Annotated in this window: 15 protein-coding genes and 1 pseudogene; 6 read left to right on the forward strand and 10 right to left on the reverse strand. The window is 72.5% G+C overall.

Features of this window, described 5'->3' with window-relative positions:
- Window positions 1-97: 97 nt before the first annotated feature.
- The 7 genes and pseudogenes from ABD973_RS11585 to ABD973_RS11615 form a co-directional block, all read right to left on the reverse strand.
- Window positions 98-2,527, reverse strand: coding sequence for a galactose oxidase family protein (locus tag ABD973_RS11585; RefSeq protein WP_241253358.1), 2,430 nt, complete (start codon window positions 2,525-2,527; stop codon window positions 98-100).
- A 21-nt stretch (window positions 2,528-2,548) separates the two neighbouring features.
- Window positions 2,549-2,998 (reverse strand): annotated as a pseudogene (locus tag ABD973_RS11590) (GtrA family protein); the annotation flags it as partial.
- Window positions 2,999-3,097: 99 nt separating this feature from the next.
- Entirely contained in the window at window positions 3,098-4,819 is a 1,722-nt protein-coding gene (locus tag ABD973_RS11595; protein WP_386381576.1) for an ArnT family glycosyltransferase, read from the reverse strand.
- Window positions 4,816-6,147, reverse strand: a complete 1,332-nt coding sequence (locus tag ABD973_RS11600; RefSeq protein WP_125822247.1) for a glycosyltransferase — start codon at window positions 6,145-6,147, stop codon at window positions 4,816-4,818. Before ABD973_RS11600 ends, ABD973_RS11595 begins: the two co-directional genes overlap by 4 nt.
- A 240-nt stretch (window positions 6,148-6,387) precedes the next feature.
- On the reverse strand, window positions 6,388-8,442 hold the full coding sequence (locus tag ABD973_RS11605; RefSeq protein ID WP_345500077.1) for a thioredoxin domain-containing protein: 2,055 nt from the start codon (window positions 8,440-8,442) through the stop codon (window positions 6,388-6,390).
- 47 nt (window positions 8,443-8,489) lie between these two features.
- Window positions 8,490-9,824 (reverse strand): recombinase family protein, encoded by a 1,335-nt coding sequence (locus ABD973_RS11610; RefSeq protein ID WP_345500078.1) that lies wholly within the window; start codon window positions 9,822-9,824, stop codon window positions 8,490-8,492.
- A 62-nt stretch (window positions 9,825-9,886) separates the two neighbouring features.
- Window positions 9,887-10,663: a DUF4344 domain-containing metallopeptidase gene (locus tag ABD973_RS11615; RefSeq protein ID WP_345500079.1), complete on the reverse strand. Its 777-nt coding sequence runs from the start codon at window positions 10,661-10,663 to the stop codon at window positions 9,887-9,889.
- A 154-nt stretch (window positions 10,664-10,817) separates the two neighbouring features.
- Here ABD973_RS11615 and ABD973_RS11620 point away from each other — a divergent pair, with 154 nt between their 5' ends.
- A complete protein-coding gene (locus ABD973_RS11620; protein WP_345500080.1) occupies window positions 10,818-14,045 on the forward strand; it encodes a tetratricopeptide repeat protein in 3,228 nt (1,075 codons plus the stop codon).
- Window positions 14,046-14,211: 166 nt separating this feature from the next.
- Here ABD973_RS11620 and ABD973_RS11625 read toward each other — a convergent pair whose 3' ends face one another.
- Together ABD973_RS11625 and mca are read right to left on the reverse strand one after the other, a co-directional pair.
- On the reverse strand, window positions 14,212-14,424 hold the full coding sequence (locus ABD973_RS11625; RefSeq protein WP_125822242.1) for a hypothetical protein: 213 nt from the start codon (window positions 14,422-14,424) through the stop codon (window positions 14,212-14,214).
- Window position 14,425: 1 nt separating this feature from the next.
- Window positions 14,426-15,307, reverse strand: a complete 882-nt coding sequence (gene mca / locus ABD973_RS11630; RefSeq protein ID WP_125605226.1) for a mycothiol conjugate amidase Mca — start codon at window positions 15,305-15,307, stop codon at window positions 14,426-14,428.
- Window positions 15,308-15,414: 107 nt separating this feature from the next.
- Between mca and ABD973_RS11635 the strand changes: the two genes are divergently transcribed.
- The 4 genes from ABD973_RS11635 (at window position 15,415) to greA (ending at window position 18,435) form a co-directional block, all read left to right on the forward strand.
- A complete protein-coding gene (locus ABD973_RS11635) occupies window positions 15,415-15,828 on the forward strand; it encodes a DUF4307 domain-containing protein (protein ID WP_125822241.1) in 414 nt (137 codons plus the stop codon).
- A gap of 226 nt (window positions 15,829-16,054) precedes the next feature.
- Window positions 16,055-17,209, forward strand: a complete 1,155-nt coding sequence (locus ABD973_RS11640) for a hypothetical protein (protein ID WP_125822240.1) — start codon at window positions 16,055-16,057, stop codon at window positions 17,207-17,209.
- Between the two features lie 109 nt (window positions 17,210-17,318).
- Complete coding sequence (locus ABD973_RS11645) at window positions 17,319-17,828, forward strand: cupin domain-containing protein (protein ID WP_125822239.1); 510 nt, start codon at window positions 17,319-17,321, stop codon at window positions 17,826-17,828.
- A 109-nt stretch (window positions 17,829-17,937) separates the two neighbouring features.
- Window positions 17,938-18,435: a transcription elongation factor GreA gene (gene greA / locus ABD973_RS11650; protein ID WP_007266119.1), complete on the forward strand. Its 498-nt coding sequence runs from the start codon at window positions 17,938-17,940 to the stop codon at window positions 18,433-18,435.
- Between the two features lie 95 nt (window positions 18,436-18,530).
- Here the strand turns inward: greA and ilvA are convergent, their stop codons facing one another.
- Window positions 18,531-19,763, reverse strand: a complete 1,233-nt coding sequence (gene ilvA / locus ABD973_RS11655; protein WP_345500081.1) for a threonine ammonia-lyase — start codon at window positions 19,761-19,763, stop codon at window positions 18,531-18,533.
- Window positions 19,764-20,075: 312 nt separating this feature from the next.
- On the opposite strand from ilvA, the gene ABD973_RS11660 reads away from it, so the two are divergent.
- Window positions 20,076-20,597 (forward strand): MarR family winged helix-turn-helix transcriptional regulator, encoded by a 522-nt coding sequence (locus ABD973_RS11660; RefSeq protein ID WP_125822237.1) that lies wholly within the window; start codon window positions 20,076-20,078, stop codon window positions 20,595-20,597.
- Window positions 20,598-20,612 lie beyond the last annotated feature (15 nt).

Raw genomic sequence — 20,612 nt, forward strand, 5'->3', positions numbered from 1 at the left:
ACGGACCGGAAGAGGCCAGCGCTCAGCGTAGGAGGACGGCCCGCCTCCCACGGGGGGCGACGGGCCGTCAAACGGGTGCACTTGGGGCGCGGCCCCCTCAGCAGGTGTAGCCGTCCCCGTCCTGGTCGAGCCGCAGGGGGTCGCTGCCGTTGACCTTCATCCGCCTCGGGAACTGGTGCGCGGCCAGCCACTCGCAGCGCGCCTTGGTCGTCTTCTTCACCTCCGCCGGGAAGGTGCCCGGTACGCAGACGCTCGCCGTCCCGTAGTGCCGGTCGCAGCCGGCCACGGTGGGCGCGACCGGGGCCGAGTCCCGCTGCCCGGGGTTGGCCTTGGGCGGGGCGAGCCTGTCGGCGAAGGAGTGCTCGTGCGGCGCGGGCAGCTGCTTCCCGTCGGCCTTCGCCGCCGCCAGGGCGGGGGCCCCGCCCAGGTGGACCCAGGTCGCGACCGACGGGACGCCGTTCGCGTCGACCCCGAAGAGCATGTACCAGCCGGGCGGGGCCAGGTTGGGGTTGCTCGTGACGTTGAGGTCGATCGTCTTGTTGTCGATCACCGTCATCGGCAGGTCCACGAACCGCTGGTTGGGGTCCGAGGAGTGGGTGACCGCCGCCGGGCGGATCAGTTCGGCCTTGGCGATCGGCCGGTCGACCGTGATCCGCTGCGTGTCCCCGTACACCCACTCCGTGTCGATCACCGAGGTGAGCTTCGGGCGCGGCCCCTTGAACAGGTAGGGCGGGGTGTAGACGGACACCGCGTGGTTGTACGTGCCGTTGCCCGGGTTGTCGCCGACGGACATCACGCGGCCGTCGGGCAGCAGGAACGCCCCCGAGTGGTAGGTCCGCGGGATCGGGTCGGTGGCCAGGCCCGCCTGGTAGGTGTTGCTCGCCGGGTCGAAGAACGAGGCCTCGAAGACCGGGTCGGCCCGGTCGTGGAGGCCGCCGCCGGTCTCCAGCACCTTGCCGTCGGGCAGCAGCACGGCGGAGACGTACATCTTGCCCTCGGCGCCGGTCTGCGGGCGCTTGCCCGTGCCGGTGTCGACGAGGCCCTGCGGGAGGTCGGGGCCCGCCGTGTAGGCGGGGCTCGGCTTCTTCAGGTCGATGATGTCGGTGAGCCGGTTGGCCGCCGGGTTGCTCTCGTTGTTGCCGCCGCCGACGGTCAGCACCCGCTGGTCCTGGGCCGGGGGCAGCAGCACGCTCGCCGACTCGTCCCGCTCGTCCTTCTTGCGCAGGCCGGGCACGTCGGTGATGGTGTTGGCGCCGTAGTCGTAGACCGAGGCGCCGGAGCCGGGCGTGCCGTTGCCGAAGGTGTGGCTGCCGGAGTAGAAGAGCCGGCCGTCCTGCATGAGGATCATCGACGGGTACAGGCCCCAGTACGACCAGGTCTGGTTGACCTCGTTCATCGGCAGCCACTTGTTCTGCGCCGCCGAGAACTTCTCCGCGGTGACGTTGCCCGTGGAGTCCTCCTTCAGCCCGCCGAAGGAGATCACGTCACCGTTGCCGAGGACGGTGGCGGACGGGTACCAGTGCCCGCCGTTCATGTCGTTCGTCTTCGTGTACGTCTCGGTCGCCGGGTCGAAGACGTAGCTGTCCTTCAGCCCCTGGTAGCCGATCGTGCCGTCGGCGGACGGATAGCCCTTGTTGCCGCTCATCACCAGCACCCGGCCGTCGGCCAGCTGCACGTGCCCCGAGCAGAACATGTCCACCGGCGTCGGGATCGTCTTGGCGGTGCCCGCCACGGGGTCGTAGACGGCGGAGGTGAAGGTGCCCGCGTTGAACTGGGAGATGTCGTTGCCGGAACCGGCGATCAGCAGCACCTTGCCGTTCTTCAGGACCACGGCGTGCATCGAGCGCACCGGGTTCTGGGTGCCCATCACCTCCCACTTGCCCTTGGCGCACTCCTCGGCCGTGCCCGTGCAGGCGGGCCCCGGCGGGACGGCACCCACCTCCTCCAGCGCGTAGTCGTCGGTGGTGAGGGTGCCCACGCCGTACACGGACAGACCCCACGCGATCTTGTCGGTGTTCGGCGGTACGGCGGGCGTACGGACCTCCGTGCGCGCCCACGCGGCGCTGACCGGCGGATTCTGCAGGTCGGTCCAGTACTGCCAGCCCGCGCTGGTGTCGTGGCGGAACACCGTCACCGACACGTCGGGGGTGTTCGACTTGTACCAGGCGGACAGGTCGTACTGCTTCCCCGGCACCACCGTCGGGGCGCAGGCGGCGTTCTCGGTGACCAGGGCCTTGCGGTCGCCGCTGACCCGGCGGGTCACCGTGACCTTCACGGCCTTGGTGCCGCTGTGGGCGTCGGCGACGGTGGCGAAGGTGAAGTCGTTGTCGCCCCAGCCCGACTTCGACCAGCAGGAGGGCATGTCGGAGCCGGCCGGACCGGCGGTCTCGAAGCCGGGGTTGGTCAGCAGGTTCGGCGCTCCGGCCGTGGCCTGCTGGGGTGCGGTCAGGAGCAGGCTGGCGGTCATCGCGCCGACGGCGGTCAGAGCGGCCCGGCGCCCCGCCCCCCGTCGGATCTTCCTACGCATACGCGGTCCTTTCGGTACGGCTCAACTCCTGGTGGTGCGCGCCGCACGTGGCCCGCGCGGCAGGTAGACGAGCGCCTCGGTGGCGGCGAAACGCAGGACGAAGGTGATGGCCAGCGCGAGCGCGGTCGCGGGCAGCACCTCCAGGCCGAAGCGGCCCACGAACAGCGCGATGAGCGGCACGCGCAGCAGCAGGTCGGCGTTGGCGATGAGGGCGAAGCGGCCGAGGCGGTCCGCCCAGTGGCGGTGGCCGCGCCGGTCGCGGAAGAGCAGCGTCTCGATGAGCAGGAAGTTCCACAGCACCCCGGCCTGGTTGGCGAGGACCCCCGCGACCAGGTACTGCGTCCCGGCGTGCGTCAGCAGCCAGAGCGCCGCCAGGTTCGGCACGAAGCCGGAGACCCCGACCAGCCCGAAACCGGTCATCCGCACCAGGGGGCCGGCCGAGAGCAGCGCCGCCGGCCGCGCCAGGAGGCGGGGCAGCTCCCGGCCGCGCCCCTGGACGCCGGGCGGCGGAGCGTCGACTTCCGGATCTTCCAGGGCATGCGGGGGCCCCAGGTTCTCGCTCATCGTGGTTCAGCTCCCACTCTCGCGGTCGGTCCGGCGGATCTCGATACGGTCCTCGCCCGTACCGAAGACGGCGACCGCGGTCGAATGCTCCAGAGCAGCCTTCACGTTCGGCAGGTCCGCCGCGTCGCGACGCACGGTGGGCGAGGAAACCACGTAGTCGATGTCCCTCCACCCGCGCGGCAGGGTCTTGGTGACGGCCGGGTCGAGGTCCGCCTTGTAGAACCAGATCGCCCCGTCACCGGGTGCGAAACCGTGGTGAACGGCGTCGAGCCACAGCGCGTCGTCCACGAGGACGCGGGTGTGCGCCGGGTCGGCCACCTCCCGGCCGAGCCAGGCCGCCGCCTGCCGGTAGGGGGCGTTGGCGTCGACGGTGAGGGCGGTCCGGTTGCCCTCGTACCAGCGCGGCAGCACGAACGCGGCCGCCGCCACGGCGAGTACGCCGACCAGCGCCCACCGCGCGTACACCACGCCCCGCCACTCCCCCGGCGCACGCCGGCGGCGCAGCACGGCGTGCGTGACGCTGGCCGCGCCCCCGGCGAGGACCAGCGCCAGGAACGGCAGCGCCTGGATCACGTACATCGCCGGGAGGTAGCCGGAGGGCCGCATCGCGACCACGGCCAGGATCACCACGGCCAGGGCCGGCCCGGCGAGCGCGCGGGCGGTCACCGACCAGCGGTGCGTCACCAGCAGCAGCACGGCACCGGCCAGCCCGCCGAGCGGCAGGACGGAGTCGTAGTAGAGCCAGGAGCGGAAGACCCCGTTCGAGCCGGTGCCGGACTGGAGGATGAAGCCGGAGCCGGGACGGCTCATCTGGTAGGTGATGCCGTCGATCAGGGAGACGTGCCCGGCACCGGGCAGCAGCTCGTTGTTGAGCAGGGCGAACAGCGGGTACGACAGCCCTATCAGCGCGCAGGCCGTTATCGCCCCCGTCACGGCGAACTTGCGGGTGTCGCGGTGGCTGTGACGCCACATCGTCACCAGCAGCGCCGGGAGCACCACCAGCATCGTCTCCTTGGTCAGGACGGCGGTGGCGGCCGCCAGACCCGACCCGAAGTGGTGCCACAGGTGCCGGCTCGGGGACGCGGCGAGGCAGAACGCCAGCAGCATCCACATCACGGCCAGGTTGTCGAGGAAGATCTCCCGCTGGAGGACCACCGACAGCGGCGACAGCCCGAACAGCCCCATCGCCAGCCCCGCCGCCCAGCGCGGCAGCCACAGCCGGCGCGCCAGCACGTACATCAGCACCGAGCTCGCGGCGGAGACGGCCAGCATCGAGAAGCGCATCGGCGCGACCGTCATCCAGTCGGGCACCAGGAGGGCGGGCAGGTACGTCAGGCCCGCGATCTGTATCCAGCCCAGCGGCGGATGGTCGTACCAGTACGTGTAGTGCGCCAGCCCGTCACCCTGCTGGACCGCCCACGCCTGGGCGAGGTACGTGCCCTCGTCGTCGCTCAGGGTCGGGAAGTTCGTGATGTTCCAGCCCTGTACGAGGACGACCGCCAGCAGGATCGCCCCGCACAGCAGCAGGTCCGGCCTGGAGGAGCGGAAGCGCACCATCGGGCGCGCGAACGCCGCCGGACGCACCCCGAGTCCGCCTCCGCCCCGGCCCCCGGGCCCCGGGGAACCGGCACCGCCGGAGCCGGGCGGACGGCGGACGGGCAGCAGCTGGGCGCTGCCGGCGGGGTCAGCAGGCTGGGGATCAGTGGCCGTGGGCAGGGTGGCGGTCACCGGAGGCTGTCCTCTCGGATCGAAGTGGCGGAGGCGGAGGAGGCGTCAGCGGCGGCGGGGGCAGCGGACGCGGGGGCGCCGGACGCGGCGGAGGTCAGGTGCGCGCCCGTGTGGCTGGTCAGCTCCCACTCGTTGCGGCCGCGCTGCTCGCGCCAGACCGCGCGGATCGCGGCGCCCGCCAGCAGCACCTGGTAGAAGGGGCCGCCCACGATGAGCTTGAGGTAGTGCGTGAACCGCACCCGCAGCCCGTACTGGTGGCCGAAGTCGTGCAGGCCGACGATCTCGAAGACGAACGTCACCATCGCCGTGATCATGGGGAGGAAGGTGATGATCGCGATGCCCACGGGCACGTCGAGGAAGACCGCCACCGCGCAGTTCACCGGGATGATCACCCCGGTGGCCGCCTGCATGAACGGCGTCATCAGCGTGTAGCGGGCCAGCCAGCGCTGCCCCCGGCCCGGCAGCTGCTGCCAGTCCTTCTTCCGGTACACCTGGAGGAACCCCTGGTTCCAGCGGGTCCGCTGCTTGAGCAGGCTCATCAGGGAGCCCGGGGTCTCCTCACGGGTGACCATGTCGGAGTCGTACGCGACGACCACCTTCTTGCCCACCGACGACAGCCGCACGCCCAGGTCGCAGTCCTCGGCGAGGCAGTTCTGGTCCCAGCCGCCCGCCTCGCGCAGCACCGCCGTGCGCACGAAGACGGTGTTGCCGCCCAGCGGGATGAAACCCTTCTCGGCGTGCAGGTGCAGGCGGGAGCGGAACCAGAAGAAGTACTCCAGGCAGTTGCGCAGGCTGTACCAGCTGGAGTGGAAGTTGATCAGCTGCACCCCGCCCTGGACCACGTCCGCGCCGGTGGAGCGGAAGGCGTGGTCGACGTGGGTGAGCAGCTCGGGATGGACCTGGTCCTCGGCGTCGAAGACCCCGACGATGTCGCCCCGGCAGTGCGGCAGGGCGGTGTTGAGCGCCTTCGGCTTGTTCTTGGTCTCGTGGTGGTCGACGACGACCCGTACGCGCTCGGGCGCGCGGACGGCGGCGCGCTCCGCGACCGCGGCCGTCTCGGGGTCGTCGTGACCGACGATGACGATGATCTCGTAGTCGGTGTGGCTCGATTCCAGCAGCCGGTCGATGGTGTGCTCCAGCACGGCCTGCTCGTGGCGGGCCGGCAGCAGCAGCGAGAAGGCCAGCCGCCCCCCGCTGTCGGGGCTGTCGAAACGGGTCGCCGCGAGCGTCTCGGGCGTCCGCCAGGCGTGCATCTGCCACCACAGCGTGAACGCGGCCATCCAGAACAGCGCCAGAGAAATGGCAGCAACAAAGACAGAGGTGAGCAAACTGTCCCCCACAGCCGAGCCGCAACCCCAGGCGGCGATCGAAAACCCCCCGGCGACGGCCCGGCCCCCCGGCCTGCCGCCCCCGCGTCCCCCGTACGCGCGCACCCCCCAGCGCGCCGTCTCGTTACCGCTAGAAGACACGAGACTAGACAGCGGAAATGAAACTCAGGCGCCACTCGAATAAAAACCACGTTTCCAAGTGGCGCCCGAGGGACCGGAATTGACGCTACTCTGCCACAATCACGGATGAACCACACCCAACTGCTCAGCCAGTGAGACCGGTTCCGTCGTAGGACGCGCGCAGACGAAATGACGGCACACATACGCCGTCGGAAGGTCGCGCACGAGTGTGCGCTCGGCCAGAAGTGGGAACTCCCCACCGCTGCCATCGGCCTGGCGGGGCAGACCCACCGCCACCACCGCCCCGGGAGCCGTCCCCAGCAACGCCGTCCGGTGCAGCGCCGCCGTCGCCGGATCCTCCGGATGACCCACCACGGCCACCTCCCGCGGCCCGTCGACCAGCGCCTCCGCGACCGCCAGCCCGTGCCCGATGAAGCGCGGGGCACGCGGCCCGAGCGCGTGCACCACCCCGAGCGCCCGCTCCGCCGCCTCCCGGTGCGGCGCCGAACCGGTGTGCGCGGCGTACGAGAGCAACGCGCCGGCAGCCGCCGTCCACCCCGAGGGCGCGGCGGTGTCGGTGGGGTCCTGCGGCCGGCGGATCAGCTGCTCGGCGTCGTGCGCGGTGTCGTAGAGCGAGCCGTCCTCGGCGGTGAACCGGGCCATGACCAGGTCGACGAGGAACCCGGCGAATTCCAGCCACACCCCCTCCCCGGTGACGGCGGCCAGCGCCAGGAACCCCTCGGCGACGTCCCCGTAGTCCTCCAGCACCCCGGCATTGGCCCCGACCCGCCCGTCCTTGCTCGTGCGCGCCAGCCGGGCCATGCCGTCCATGTGCACCCGTACGAGCAGGTCGGCGGCCTCGATCGCCCGCTCGACCAGGTCCGGCCGCTCGAAGAAGGCCCCGCACTCGGCGAGCGCCGCGACGGCCAGCCCGTTCCAGGCGGCGACGACCTTGTCGTCCCGGCCCGGCGCGGGCCGCCGGCCCCGCGCGGCGAGCAGCCGCTCCCTGATGGAGGCGACCTTCCCGGCCTCCACCACCGGCCCGTCCTGCGGCAGTTGCAGCACCGACGTGCCGTGCTCGAAGGTCCCCTCCTCGGTGACCCCGAAGTACGCGGCGGCCAGCGCCCCGTCCTCCTCCCCCAGCACCTCGGCCAACTGCGCCGGCGTCCAGGCGTAGTACGCCCCCTCGACGTGCCTGCCGCTCGACGGATCCTCGCTGTCGGCGTCGAGCGCGGAGGCGAACCCGCCCTGCTCCGTCCGCAGTTCCCGCACCATGAAGTCGGCGGTCTCCAGCGCCACGCGCCGGGCGAGGTCCGAACCGGTGGCCCGCCACAGGTGCGCGTACACCCGGCACAGCAGCGCGTTGTCGTACAGCATCTTCTCGAAGTGCGGCACGACCCACTCCCGGTCCACGGAGTACCGCGCGAACCCGCCGCCGAGCTGGTCGTAGATCCCGCCCCGGGCCATCGCCTCACAGGTGTCGGCGGCCATCTGCAGGGCCCCCTCGGACCCGGTCCGGGCGTGGTGGCGCAGCAGGAACTCCAGCACCATGGACGGCGGGAACTTCGGCGCCCCGCCGAACCCGCCCCGCGCGGCGTCGTACTCCCGCGTCAGCCCGAGCAGCGCCCGCCCCAGCTCCTCGGCCCCCGGCAGCCCGGCCTTCCCGTAGTCCAGCTGCCGCCCGGCCAGGTCCCGCACGATCCGCTGCGCGACCTCGGCGACCTCCTCGCGCCGCCCGGCCCAGGCGGTCCGCACGCCTTCGAGCACCTGCATGAAGGAGGGCATCCCGTGCCGGGGCTCGGGCGGGAAGTAGGTCCCGAAGTAGAAGGGCTCGGCGTCGGGCGTCAGGAACACGGTCATGGGCCACCCGCCCTGCCCGGTCGCCGCCTGCACGGCCTCCATGTAGACGGCGTCGATGTCGGGGCGCTCTTCGCGGTCGACCTTGACGTTGACGAAGTGCTCGTTCATGTAGGCGGCGGTCAGTTCATCTTCGAAACTTTCGGAGCTAAATACATGGCACCAATGACACGAAGAGTAACCAACGCTGAGGAGAACCGGCACCTCGCGTTCACGTGCCTCCGCGAATGCCTCGGGCGACCAGGGCCACCAGTCGACAGGATTGTCGACGTGCTGGAGCAGGTACGGCGAGGTCTCGTTGACAAGGCGGTTCGGCATGTTCCCATCCTGCCGCACAACCGGATGCGCGGCTCAGAGCGAAGCCATCAGGCCGCTGGTTCGGCCGCCTTGATGCGATCAGCCCATTTCCATACCGGAACCACTCGGGAGTGGTCCCAGCTGGTGCTCCCCTTCCTTCCCGGCTTGATCACGAAATGATCGAAGACCGACGAGATGACCCTCCGCTTCTCCTCGAAGGCCATTTCCCCGGACTGCCACCGCTGGCGGATCGGCTCCGGCAACCGGACCCGCCCGGGGCCTTCTCCGGGAAAGAGCAGCCTTTCAATGGCCTCCTCCACGAGGGGGCCGCTGATGGCACATCGTCCGCAGCCCCGGCCCGAGGCGCAGACGTAGTTGTAGGGACTCTTCCGGCTGCCGCTTTTACCGCCGCCCATGAGCTGACCGCACACACCCCCCTCCGCCAGCTCCGCGCCGCAGCGCACGAATCCGCTCGCAACGTACTTCGGTCCGGCCTTGCGACCGGTCAGTCGAGGACTGAGCGGCCCCCGGTGCATGTACAGGCTCCCGGCCGAGAAGGTCGCACAGACCGCCACCCACTGCTCGGGCGGGACGATCGCCTGCCACGCCCCGACGAGCGGGCGGTCCGTTTCCGGGTCGATCAGCAGCACCCCCCGGTTGGCCCTGAAGCCGCACACCCTGGGAGCCGTGATGATCTGCGTGACCGTTTGCGGATTCGGACGCCCGCCGCGCGTCCCGCTGACCCCCAACGCAACCCACTCGCGCGCCACCTCCCCCATCGACCCGCCGGCGATACGGTGCTCGATCGCCTTGCGGACGAGTTCCGACTCCACCGGATGCAGGGTCTGCCGGTCCTCCAGCCATCCGAACGGCCTCGGTCCGCTGTGCGGCAGCCCGTCCATGGCCCTCGACCAGTGCCAGTCCTGGACACGGCGACTGCGCATCCTCCCCTCGGCGACCGCCCCCTCAAGGGATGCGGCACCTTCGAGGAGACCCGCCTTCGTGTACGGGTCGCGCAGTCCGTCCCGGCCGACGTACACGCGCCGGGGGTGGGCGGTCAGCGCCGCCATGAAGCGGATGAAGTCGTCGGGCCTGCGGTAGAGGCGGTCGTCCGCCACCGCCACGACGCCGTCGATCGGCCCCGCCGTGAAGGCGTGGCCGCGGTGCAGGTCGGCCAGCAGATGGTCGAACGCCGGCCGCTCCCGGTCGTCCTTCGTCGCGCCGCGCGCGTTGTCGGTATAGGTCGCCACGACGACGCAGCCGTGGTCGAGGGCCGTGCGTTCGTTGATGCGGTGCTGGTTGCGCACCCCGCGGGCGTCGCCGTGCCGGGTGTCCTGCGAGGTACGTGCGTACGACGCGACCGGAATGAGGCCGCCTTCGGTGACGTGCGGCATGGGATCCATGACGCGCTCCCCCCTCGAGAGTGTGTCTGACGATCGATCTAACGAACGGACACAAGAGGTGGTTACGAGCCATGCACCCCCGGCTGCGGGGTGGTCCTGAGCAGGGGGGTGAGGTCGCGGGTCCAGGTGTCGCGGACGGTGGGCCAGGCGGGGGCGCAGCCCTGGGTGGGGGCGGGGTGGCGTTCGGGGGCGGCGCCGTGGAGCAGGCAGAGGTGGGCGGCGGCGCGGTCGGCGGGCGGGGCGTGTTCGTCCGGCCCGGGCCCGGGCGGGGGTGCGAGGCGGTAGGCCTCGGCGGCGGCGAGGAGGGTGCGTTCGCCCGGGGGGCCTTCGCGGATGAGCATGTACGCGGCGAAGGTGTCGGCGGCGTCCTCCTCGGCGCGGTCGGAGGCGACGGGCAGGCGGAGGGTGTCGATGAGGGCGTGGCCGGCTTCGTGGTAGAGGGTTTCGGCGGTGATGTCGGCGGCGGCCGCTTCGTCGCCGAGGAGGGCGAGGTCGTCGGCGAGGTCGTCGTAGCAGAGTTCGATGCGGCGGGTGACCGGGTCGTAGCCGGAGCCCTCGCCGGAGCAGGAGCGGGCGAGGACGGTGACGCGCTCCGGGAGGTCGAGGTAGGCGTTGAGGGCTTCGACGGCGCGTTCGGCCGGCCTGCGGGCGTGGAGGAGGGCGGCGTGCTCCTCGTCGGCGGGGTCGGGGGTCTCGTAGCGGAGGGTGAATCCGCGGTCCGGTGGCGCCTTCGGGGGGTCGGACAGGGACACGGACACGGACGTGACCGAAATCGCGACCGCGACCGCCGGCGCGAGGAGGGTGGCGCAGAGAGCCGGGACCTTCCACCGTGGGGTCATGGGTCCAGGGTAGGCAGGGCCGGGGCGTACATATATGCACGCCGATGTTCGTGAGGCCCCCAACTCCCTCTGAAATAGCTCAGATTCCTCGCGCTCCGGACTGTCCCGCAGGACACTTGGCGCACGTTTCCGGAGCTCTCCGAGGAGGATGCCGATGCGGGACAGCCATCGTGTCGAGGCCGAACGGGTGCTGGCCCGGGCCGTCGAGGAGGAGGTCCGGCGGGCGGGCGCGGGGGACGCCGGGGCGTTGCTCGCGCGCGGGCGGGAGGCCCTGGACGGGATCGCGGCGGCGGCCGCCGAGGAGTACGCGGCGTACGTGGCGGCGCTGGACGAGGCGGCCGCCGGGGAGCAGTCCCTCGGGGAGGCCTTCCGGCGGGGCAACACGGGGGCGTCGCTGTTCGTGACGGGGGTCGCCGCGGCCGCCGCCGTCGGGGCGGACCTGGCGTTCGGGGTGGACGCGGGGACGGCGTTCAGCGCGGGGATCGTCGTGGGCGTCGCGGGGGCGGCGGCGACGGTGGCCAAGGTGACGGCCCTGCACGTGCCCGCGGCGAACCGCCGTGCGGGGGCGGCGGGCCGGCCGGGCGGTGCGGAGCAGTTGCGGCTGCAGTGGCTGACGGCGTTGGAGGTGCGCGGGATCCGGCCGTTCCTGGAGCAGGAGCGGGCGGTGGCGGCGGCCGCGGTGCGGGGTCCGCTGCGCGGGCGCGTGGCGAACGGGGTGCCGGCCGGCGCGGGCGGCGGGGGTGTGCCGCCGTTGCGCGGGGGCGACCGCAGTGCGGAGGCGCGGCGGCGCAGCATGCTGGAGCAGTCGTTCGGGCAGCTCCCGGACGCGGACGCGCTGTTCACGGGCCGGCGCGTGGAGCTGACCCGGATCGCGCAGTGGGTTTCGGCGGCGCGGGCCAGTACGGAGACCCGGCCGGTGGTGGTGGTCCTGCACGGCGAGCCGGGGGTGGGGCGTACGGCGCTGGCGCTGCGGGCGGCGCACGCGCTGCGGGACCAGTTCCGCGGGGCGTGCGTGGTGGACCTGCGGGGCGGGGCCACGGGGGCGGGCGAGGCGCCGCTGTCGACGCGGGAGGCGCTGCTGCACCTGCTGAACCGGCTGGGGGCGCCGCGTGAGCAGCTGCTGTTCCGCGAGGGCGCGTCGGCGGAGTCCCAGGTGCGCCGGCTGACCGAGCTGTACCACCAGCACTTGCAGGGCTTCCCGGTGACGGTGGTGCTCGACGACACGGTGGACGCGGGGCAGGTACGGGCGCTGGTGCCGGAGCGGACGGAGAGCCTGGTCCTGGTCACGGCGCGGGAGCCGCTGGAGCTGCCCGACGATCTGGGGGCGTGGGTGTACCAGCTGCCGGTGGTGCGCCTGGCGCGGGAGGAGTCGGCGGAGGTGCTGCGCGGTGGGGCGCGGGCCGCGGGCGAGTCGGCACCGGAGGGGGCGGCGCTGGAGGGGCTGCTGGAGCTGGGGGCGGGGTTGCCGCTGGCGCTGCGGGTGCTGGCTCCGCTGGGGTCGGCGCGGGCCTCGGACGGCGGCGGGGGTGGTGGGCTGGAGCACGCTCTGGAGCTGGCCTACGTACGGCTGCCGGAGGAACGGCGGCGGCTGCTGCGGCGGCTGACGCTGGCGGGGCGGGCCTCGCTGGGGGCGGCCGCGGCGGCTGCGCTGGCGGGTGCGGACCGGGTGGAGGCCGGGCGGCTGCTGGGCGAGCTGGCGCGGGCGGGCCTGCTGGACCTCGTACGCGGGGAGCGGTACCGGATGCACGACGCGGTGCGTTCGTACGCGGCGGCGCGGCTGGCGGCGGACGAGGAGCCGGCGCGGGCGGCGGCCGCGCACGAGCGGCTGGTGCGGGACTACGCGCAGCTGGCGGACTCGGTGATCCGGATGGTCGACGGGAAGATGTCGACCCGGGCCAATCACTTCGGCGGGCACGGTTTCGCTTCGGTGGACGCGGCGCTGCGCTGGCTGGACGAGGAGTCCAGCTTCATCACGGCGGCGTTGCGGCATTCGGAGGGGGTGGACCAGCAGGCGGTGCTGGACCTGCTGGGGGCGCTGTGCGACTTCTGCCTGCTGCGCGGGGACCTGTACCGGCTGGGGGAGATCAACGAGCTGACGCGGGCGGTGGACCAGGGGCGGTTGAACCGTTCGGTGCAGTGGCGTACGGGTATCGCGGCGCGGCAGCTGGGGGAGCTGGACAAGTCGCGTACGACGTTGACGTCGCTGGTGGACCAGTACCGGGAGGCGCGGCAGGAGGCGGGCGCGGGGATGGCGCTGGTGTCGCTGGGGATCACGCTGCACCACCAGGGCAACCTGCCGGAGGCGGCGGCCCGGATCCGGGAGGCGCTGGTGCTCCAGGAGCCGCCGGAGCTGGCGGGCGACCGGGCGTGGGCGCTGCACGCGCTGGGGGCGGTGGAGCGGGACCGGGGGCGGCTGGGTGAGGCGGTGTCGCTGCTGGAGCGGTCGCTGGAGCTGCACCGGGAGAGCGAGAGCGTGCACGGGGAGGCGTGGGCGCATTTCCAGCTGGGGCAGGTGTACCTGCGGACGGGTGAGGTGGCGCGGGCGGAGGAGGAGCTGCGGCTGGCACTGGGCCTGTACGGGCGGACGCGGGACGACCGGGGCGAGGCGTGGGCGCTGACGCAGCTGGGGCGGGCGCGGGTGGTGGACGGTGATCCGGAGGCGGCGCTGGAGCGGCTGCGGGACGCGCTGGCACGGCACCGGCTGGCGGAGGACGCGCGGGGTGAGGCGTGGACGCTGTACTACCTGGGGCAGGCGCTGGAGGAGGACGGCGAGCGGGACCGGGCGGTGCGGGAGCTGGAGCGGGCCCGGACGATGTTCTCTCGGATGCGGGACGTGTACGGGCTGGCGCACGCCCGTTACCACTCGGGGCGGGTGACGCGGGACCAGCGGGCGGCGCAGACGGGGAACCTGCGCAACTCCGGCTTCGCGCGGCAGCTGCTGGTGGACGCGCGGGCGGACTTCCGGCGGATCGGGCTGGCGCACGGGGAGGGGTGGACCTGCGTGGAGCTGGCGGTCGTCGACGCGGGGAACGGGCGGGTGCCGCAGGCGGTCGGGCTGTGTGAGGACGCGGTGCGGCTGTTCGTGTCGTACGGGGACCGGCGCGGGGAGGACTGGGCGCGGTTCCTGCGCTGCACGATGCTGCCGTACGCGGGTGCGGGCGACTCGGCGGTGGAGGAGGCGCGGGCGGAGCTGTCCCGGCTGGCGGCGGCTCCGCATCCGCTGCGGGACGGCCGGCTGGAGGACTGCCTGGAGACGTACGGGGTGGTTTTGGCGCGCGGGGTGGACCCGGCGGAGGGCTGGCAGGCGTGGCGCCTGGGCCTGGTCCCGAACCTGCGGGCGCGCGAGGTGATGGGCGTACCGAGGCCCTGGCCGGGCGAGTGACCGACGACAGCCGCCCCCTGCGGGGGCCCTGGCCGGGCTTCGGGTCCGGGCGCGCCGGGCCGGGCAGGCGGGGCGGCCCGCGCCGGGGCGTGGCGGCGTGCGGGAGTGGCCGCCGCGCCCGGTCGTGCCGGGCGGGGCGGCGGGTCGCGCGCCGTGTCGCGGGGTCCTACGCCTTGGGGGCGTCGGCCGCCGGCGCGGGGGCTTCCTCGAAGTCGACGCGGCCCATGTGCTTGCTCATCGACTTCATCAGGCCCCACACGCCGAGGGCGAGTGCGGCGAACACGACGAACCCGAGGAGGCCCGGGGTCACCTTGTTCTTGTCGAAGGTGTCGGCGGCCAGCGGGAGGAACTGGGTGATTGCTGCCTGAGTAGCGCTCATGCTAGGCATTCTCCCGGATGCCCGCGAAGAGGTCGGACTCGGGGAGGGAGGTGTCGACGAACGACTTGGCGAGCTCGTACTCCTCGGTGGGCCAGACCTCCTTCTGGATCTCCATGGGGACGCGGAACCAGCCGCCGTCCGGGTCGATCTGCGTGGCGTGCGCGATGAGGGCCTTGTCGCGGATCTCGAAGAACTCGGAGCAGGGGACGTGCGTCGTCAGGGTCCGCTCCTTGCGCTCGAACTCCTTCCAGCGCTCGAGCCACTCGCCGTAGGGGGATTCCAGGCCGCGGGCGAGGAGGGCCTCGTGGAGGGCGATGGTGCGCGGCTTGTTGAAGCCCTGGTTGTAGTAGAGCTTCTGCGGCTGGTACGGGGCCCCGTACTCGGCCTCGGGGAACTTGTCGGTGTCGGCCGCGCCGTCGAAGGCCACCATCGTGATCTTGTGGGTCATGATGTGGTCGGGGTGCGGGTAGCCCCCGTTCTCGTCGTACGTGGTGATGACCTGCGGCTTGAAGGCGCGGATCTTCTTCACCAGCTCGCCGGCGGCCTCGTCCACGTCCGCGAGGGCGAAGCAGCCCTCGGGGAGCGGGGGCAGCGGGTCGCCCTCGGGGAGGCCGGAGTCGACGTAGCCGAGCCATTCCTGGTCGATGCCGAGGATCTCGCGGGCCTCGTCCATCTCCTTGGCCCGCACCTCGTGGATGTTCTCCTCGATGTACTTGTCGCCCTGGAGCTTGGGGTTCAGCACGGAGCCGCGCTCGCCGCCGGTGCAGGTGACCACGAGCACCGGCACCCCCTCGGACACGTACTTGGCCATCGTGGCCGCGCCCTTGCTCGACTCGTCGTCGGGGTGGGCGTGGACGGCCATCAGTCGAAGCTGCTCGGTCAAGACAGGATCCTCTGTGATTCGGCGCGACGGTCAGCCTCTATATTGACCGAATCGGGGGTTGGAAAATTCCTGGGTGTCCCACCCCTCCCCGACGAGAGGAATCGATCATGAGCGCGGTACGCGAAGGGCTCCCCGAGGGCCGGTACGGCCGGTCGGCGGACGAGCGCGCGGACCGGAAGCTGAAGATCGTCGGGTCGGCCCTCGGGGTCGGGCTGCTGGCCGTGGTCGGCTGGATCGGCTGGGACTACGTCGGCGGACAGAGCGTCAGCGCCGAGGTGATCAAGTTCCAGGTCGTCTCCGACAGCGAGGTCAAGGTGCACCTGGAGGTCCGCAAGGAGTCCTCGGTCACCGGCGTGTGCACCCTCAGTTCCCAGGACGAGCAGCACGGCGAGGTGGGCCGTGCGGACTTCACGTTCGGGCAGGACGCGAAGCGGGTGGACGAGATGGTCACCCTGAAGACCACGGGCCGCGCCACAATGGTGGAACTGGTCGGCTGCCAGCCGGCGGCCGCCAAGGGCTGACGCCCCGCCCTCGGCGCACCCGGCCCCCGGACCGGTCGCAGCGACCCCGGACTCGGCCGCATCGACCCCGGCACCCCGAGACCGGCCGCATCGACCCCGGTACCCCCGGACCGGCACTCCCCGGACCCCGGCCCCGCCCCCGCGCGCCGTCTTTGATCATGACGTCCGCCCCCGCCTAGCATGGACATGCCACTCCCCGCCCTGTCCAGCCCGACGGAAGACATCCATGCGCCTCCAGCGGATATTCGCCGCGACCGCCACCCTCGCCGCGCTCACCACCCTCTCCACCGCCTGCGAGGACCCCGCCAAGGCGGGCCCGCCCGCCGCGAAGCCCTCCGCGAGCCCGGCCGCGAGCACCGCACCGACCGCCGGAGCCCCCGCCCAGGCCTCCCCCACCGCAGCCGGCGCCGCGCCGGCCACGCTCGCCGAGGCGCAGGCGTACGTACGGAAGTACACCTCCTGCGAGGACCTGAGCACCGGCCCGGCCGACCGCGTGAACCTCGCCGGGTACGCGCCCGTCGGCGCCTGGTCCGTCACCGAGCGCGGCATCTGCTCGGACACGAAGGAACAGGACGAGATCGTCCTCTCGATGGTCTCGGACATGAAGGCCCACCAGCAGGCCTACAAGGACCACATCACCAAGCGGCTCGACGAGGGCTACTGGGACGCCGGCCTCTACGACCCGTACCTCGTCGGCAAGAGCTTCGTGGCCACCGCGCGCAAGACCGGGACCGGACTGGCCCTCGTCAAGTCCGACCTGCGCGTGCTGGTCTGCAACCCGGACTTCACCGTGCCGGAGGGCTACAAGAAGGAGAAGGCCCTGGTCGACGGCTGCGTCCTGACCGACTTCGTCAACGCCCGGGACGGCAGGGGCAGCCCCGTCAAGGGCCCGGCCCTGGCGAGCGCGGGCAGCATCGAGGAGCTCCGCAACCTCGTCAGCCCGAAGGCGGTCGACTGCACGGAGATGCTGGTCACCAACGAGCACATCGCCTCGATCGACTACCAGCCGGTCGTCGGCCGCGACGTCGCCGGCGCGGGCGTCAAGCAGCGGGCGGTCTGCGGAAAGCTCGGCGGGGCGACGCGCGCGCACAACCTGAACTGGCTGGACCTCGTCGCCGACATGAAGGCCCTCCAGACCCTGTCCAAGGAGTCGCAGCTCGCCGAGGTGGGGCACCAGCGCAGCCTCACCCAGAGCAAGCTGCTGGTCGGCACGAACGTCGCCGTGGAGAGCAACAACCCGGCCGTCCGCAAGGCGCTCTACAAGCTGGGGTTCCTGCGCCTGGACTGCGAGCCCGCCTTCAGCGCCCCCGCGGGTTCCCGGATCCGGCCGGCCCAGGTCGACGGCTGCGTCCTGACCGACTTCGAGCGCCCCGGGGTCTGACACAGCTGACAGACGGCCGCCCGGGGCGTGCACGGCGCACCCCGGGGGGTATCGACTGGGGTGTCCCGCCCACCGCGCACCACCGCGCACCGATATCCCCAGGAGCGTCATGTCACTGTTCATCCCGGATTTCGACGACTCCGTCGTCGTCCGCGCCGCCGACGCGGAGGAGATCCACTACGGGCCGGACTCCTCCCTGCGGCTGCTGGCCGACAGCTCCACCGGCGGCGGGTTCCTGTCCACCCTGCGCGTGAGCCTGCGCGCGGGCTCCGACGGCGCCCGCCCGCACCACCACGGCCGGTCGGCCGAGATGTTCTACATGATCGACGGGACGGCCCAGCTGCTGGCCGGGGACCAGGTGGTCACCGCCGAGGCCGGCGACCTCGTCATCGTCCCTCCGGGACAGCAGCACGCCTTCGCCGCCGCGCCCGGGGAGGACGCCGAGATGCTGGTGGTCATCACCCCGGGGGTGGAACGGTTCGAGTACTTCCGCCACCTGGAGCGGATCCGGCACGGGAAGGTGCCCCCGGAGAGCCTGCTCGCGGCCCAGGAGCTGTACGACACGTACTTCGGGACCAGCGCCGTCTGGGAGGACGCGCGCGGCCCCCGGAGCCAATGACACACTTCATACACATGGTGTCCTCCCCCTTTTCTTCCCGAATTGTTAGGCTCGTGGTTTCGCCCGCCGCTGGCGGCTTTGTAGTCCCCTGTACCGACGAGGAGCACCCGTGACCCAGACGAGCGAGAGCGTCACCTGGCTGACCCAGGCGGCGTACGACCAGCTGAAGGCCGAGCTGGACTACCTCTCTGGTCCCGCCCGCACGGAGATCGCCATGAAGATCGCGGCTGCCCGCGAGGAGGGCGACCTGCGCGAGAACGGCGGGTACCACGCGGCCAAGGAGGAGCAGGGCAAGCAGGAGCTGCGCGTGCGCCAGCTCACGCAGCTCCTGGAGAACGCCAAGGTCGGCACGGCTCCCGCCGCGAGCGGCGAGGTCGCGCCGGGCACCCTCGTCACGATCGCCTTCGACGGCGACGAGGACGACACCCTGGAGTTCCTGCTGGCCTCCCGCGAGTACGCGTCCGACGACTTCGAGACCTACTCGCCGCAGTCCCCGCTGGGCGCGGGCGTGAACGGCAAGAAGGTCGGCGAGGACGCCCAGTACGAGCTGCCGAACGGCAAGAAGGCCACGGTCAGGATCCTGGCCGTCAAGCCCTTCAACGGCTGATCACCCCCGTACGCACACCCGCGCGCGAGCCCCCGCCGGACGAGGTTCCGGCGGGGGCTCGCGCGCGTCCCGCCGCACCGGCGTGCGGGGCGGCGTCAGTCCATGACCCGGTAGCCCGCCGCGTGCAGGGAACGGGCGACCTCCGCGCAGTGCTCGGGCCCCTTCGTCTCCAGTTGCAGCTCCACCTCGACCTCGGTCAGCCCCAGCCTCGGGTCCGTGCGCACGTGGCTGACGTCCAGCACGTTGGCGTCCACCGTCGACAGCACCGCCAGCAGCCCCGCCAGGGCCCCCGGCCGGTCCGCGACCCGCAGCCGCAGCGACAGGTAGCGGCCCGCCGCCGCCATGCCGTGGCGCAGGATCCGCTGGAGCAGCAGCGGGTCGACGTTGCCGCCCGACAGGACGGCCACCACCGGACCGCTCCCGTACAGCTCCGGCTCGCTCAGCAGGGCCGCCACCGTGCTGCACCCGGCCGGCTCCACGACCAGCTTGGCCCGCTCCAGGCAGAGCAGCAGCGCGCTGGACAGGGCGTCCTCGGACACGGTCCGTACGTCGTCCAGCAACTCCCCGATGATCGCGAAGGGGACGTCGCCGGGACGGCCGACCTTGATGCCGTCCGCCATCGTGTTCGGGTCGTCGATCGACACCGGGTGTCCGAGCCGCAGCGAGGGCGGGTACGCGGCGGCGCCCGCCGCCTGCACGCCGATCACCTTCACGTCCGGGCGCAGCGCCTTGACCGCGATCGCGACGCCGGCCGCGAGCCCGCCGCCGCCGATCCCGACGAGGATGGTGCGCACCTCGGGGCACTGCTCCAGGATCTCCAGGCCCACGGTGCCCTGGCCGGCGATGATGTCGCGGTGGTCGAAGGGGTGGATGAACACCGCGCCGGTGCGGTCGGCGTGTTCCTGGGCGGCGGCGAGGGTCTCGTCGACGACCTGGCCGTGCAGGCGCACCTCGGCGCCGTACTCCTGGGTGGCGGCCACCTTCGGCAGGGGGGCGCCGACCGGCATGAACACGGTGGAGCGGACCCCGAGCAGGGAGGAGGCCAGCGCCACGCCCTGGGCGTGGTTGCCGGCGCTGGCGGCCACGACCCCGGCGGCGCGCTGTTCGGGGCGCAGGCCCGCGATGCGCACGTACGCCCCGCGCAGCTTGAAGGAGCCGGTGCGCTGGAGGTTCTCGCACTTGAAGTGGACGGGGGAGCCCGTGAGGGCCGACAGGTGCCGGCTGCCCTCCATCGGCGTCACCCGGGACACGCCCGACAGCATCTTCTGGGCCCCCCGGACGTCGTCGAGGATGACCTGCGGAACGGGCACGGGCACGCGGTAGTTCATGCGGCCAGTCTCGCAGCCCGCGCGGCCCCCGGCTCAGGGACGGACGGGGGCCCGGCAGGGCGCCGGGCGTAGACCGGGGCGGCGTGCGCGGGCCGGGGCGGCGGCGGTGCGCGGGTGTCCCCGGGGCCGCGAAGGGGCTTGCGAGGGACGCACGAGGGGCACACAAGCGGCGAAATCTCGCCATGCGGGACACTCCCCCGGCGGTCTCCGTTTCCGGCCGTATCAGTTGTCAAACGCGGCGTACGAGCCGCCGCACGGCCGCGTACTCTGTCCCCCATCCCTGTCGGCCCCATGCGAAGAGAGCCCACGGCCATGCCCTCGATCCCGGCCAGTTCCGACCTGCCCACGGCGGCCGAAGCGCCCGCCGGAGCCGGACTCCTCGACGCGCTCCAGCACCAGGTGGCCGTCTTCGCCCGCCGGGCCGAGCAGACCCGCCTGGGCGGCGTCGGCCAGGCCCGCAACTCGATGGACCGGGCCGCCTACCTGCTGCTGAACCGGCTCGACCTGGAAGGCCCGATGGGGGTGAAGGCCCTCGCGGGCGGGATGGGCATCGACTCGTCCACCGTGACCCGCCAGGTCGCCCCGCTCGTCGACAGCGGCCTGGTCAAGCGGACCTCGCACCCCGAGGACGGCCGGGCCGTGGTGCTCGCGCTGTCCCCGCGCGGGCTGGCCCGCCTGGAGGAGGTCCGCTCCTCGCGGCGGGAGCTGATGGCCCGGGTGACGGAGGGCTGGGCGGAGGAGGAGCGCGAGGTGTTCACCGCGCTGCTGACCCGTTTCAACGGCTCCCTGTCGGAGCTGATGTCCGCCGCCTCCGAGGGCGGCCCGGCCTCCTGACCCGGCGGGGCCCCG

Origin of the sequence: Streptomyces racemochromogenes (genome assembly GCF_039535215.1) — a bacterium.
Classification (GTDB): Bacteria; Actinomycetota; Actinomycetes; order Streptomycetales; family Streptomycetaceae; genus Streptomyces; species Streptomyces racemochromogenes.

Coding starts and splice junctions, on each gene's coding strand:
- ABD973_RS11585 (WP_241253358.1), bottom strand. CDS start 2,527: ATGCGTAGGAAGATCCGACGGGGGGCGGGGCGCCGGGCCGCTCTGACC.
- ABD973_RS11605 (WP_345500077.1), bottom strand. CDS start 8,442: ATGCCGAACCGCCTTGTCAACGAGACCTCGCCGTACCTGCTCCAGCAC.
- ABD973_RS11610 (WP_345500078.1), bottom strand. CDS start 9,824: ATGGATCCCATGCCGCACGTCACCGAAGGCGGCCTCATTCCGGTCGCG.
- ABD973_RS11615 (WP_345500079.1), bottom strand. CDS start 10,663: ATGACCCCACGGTGGAAGGTCCCGGCTCTCTGCGCCACCCTCCTCGCG.
- ABD973_RS11620 (WP_345500080.1), top strand. CDS start 10,818: ATGCGGGACAGCCATCGTGTCGAGGCCGAACGGGTGCTGGCCCGGGCC.
- ABD973_RS11625 (WP_125822242.1), bottom strand. CDS start 14,424: ATGAGCGCTACTCAGGCAGCAATCACCCAGTTCCTCCCGCTGGCCGCC.
- ABD973_RS11635 (WP_125822241.1), top strand. CDS start 15,415: ATGAGCGCGGTACGCGAAGGGCTCCCCGAGGGCCGGTACGGCCGGTCG.
- ABD973_RS11640 (WP_125822240.1), top strand. CDS start 16,055: ATGCGCCTCCAGCGGATATTCGCCGCGACCGCCACCCTCGCCGCGCTC.
- ABD973_RS11645 (WP_125822239.1), top strand. CDS start 17,319: ATGTCACTGTTCATCCCGGATTTCGACGACTCCGTCGTCGTCCGCGCC.
- ilvA (WP_345500081.1), bottom strand. CDS start 19,763: ATGAACTACCGCGTGCCCGTGCCCGTTCCGCAGGTCATCCTCGACGAC.
- ABD973_RS11660 (WP_125822237.1), top strand. CDS start 20,076: ATGCCCTCGATCCCGGCCAGTTCCGACCTGCCCACGGCGGCCGAAGCG.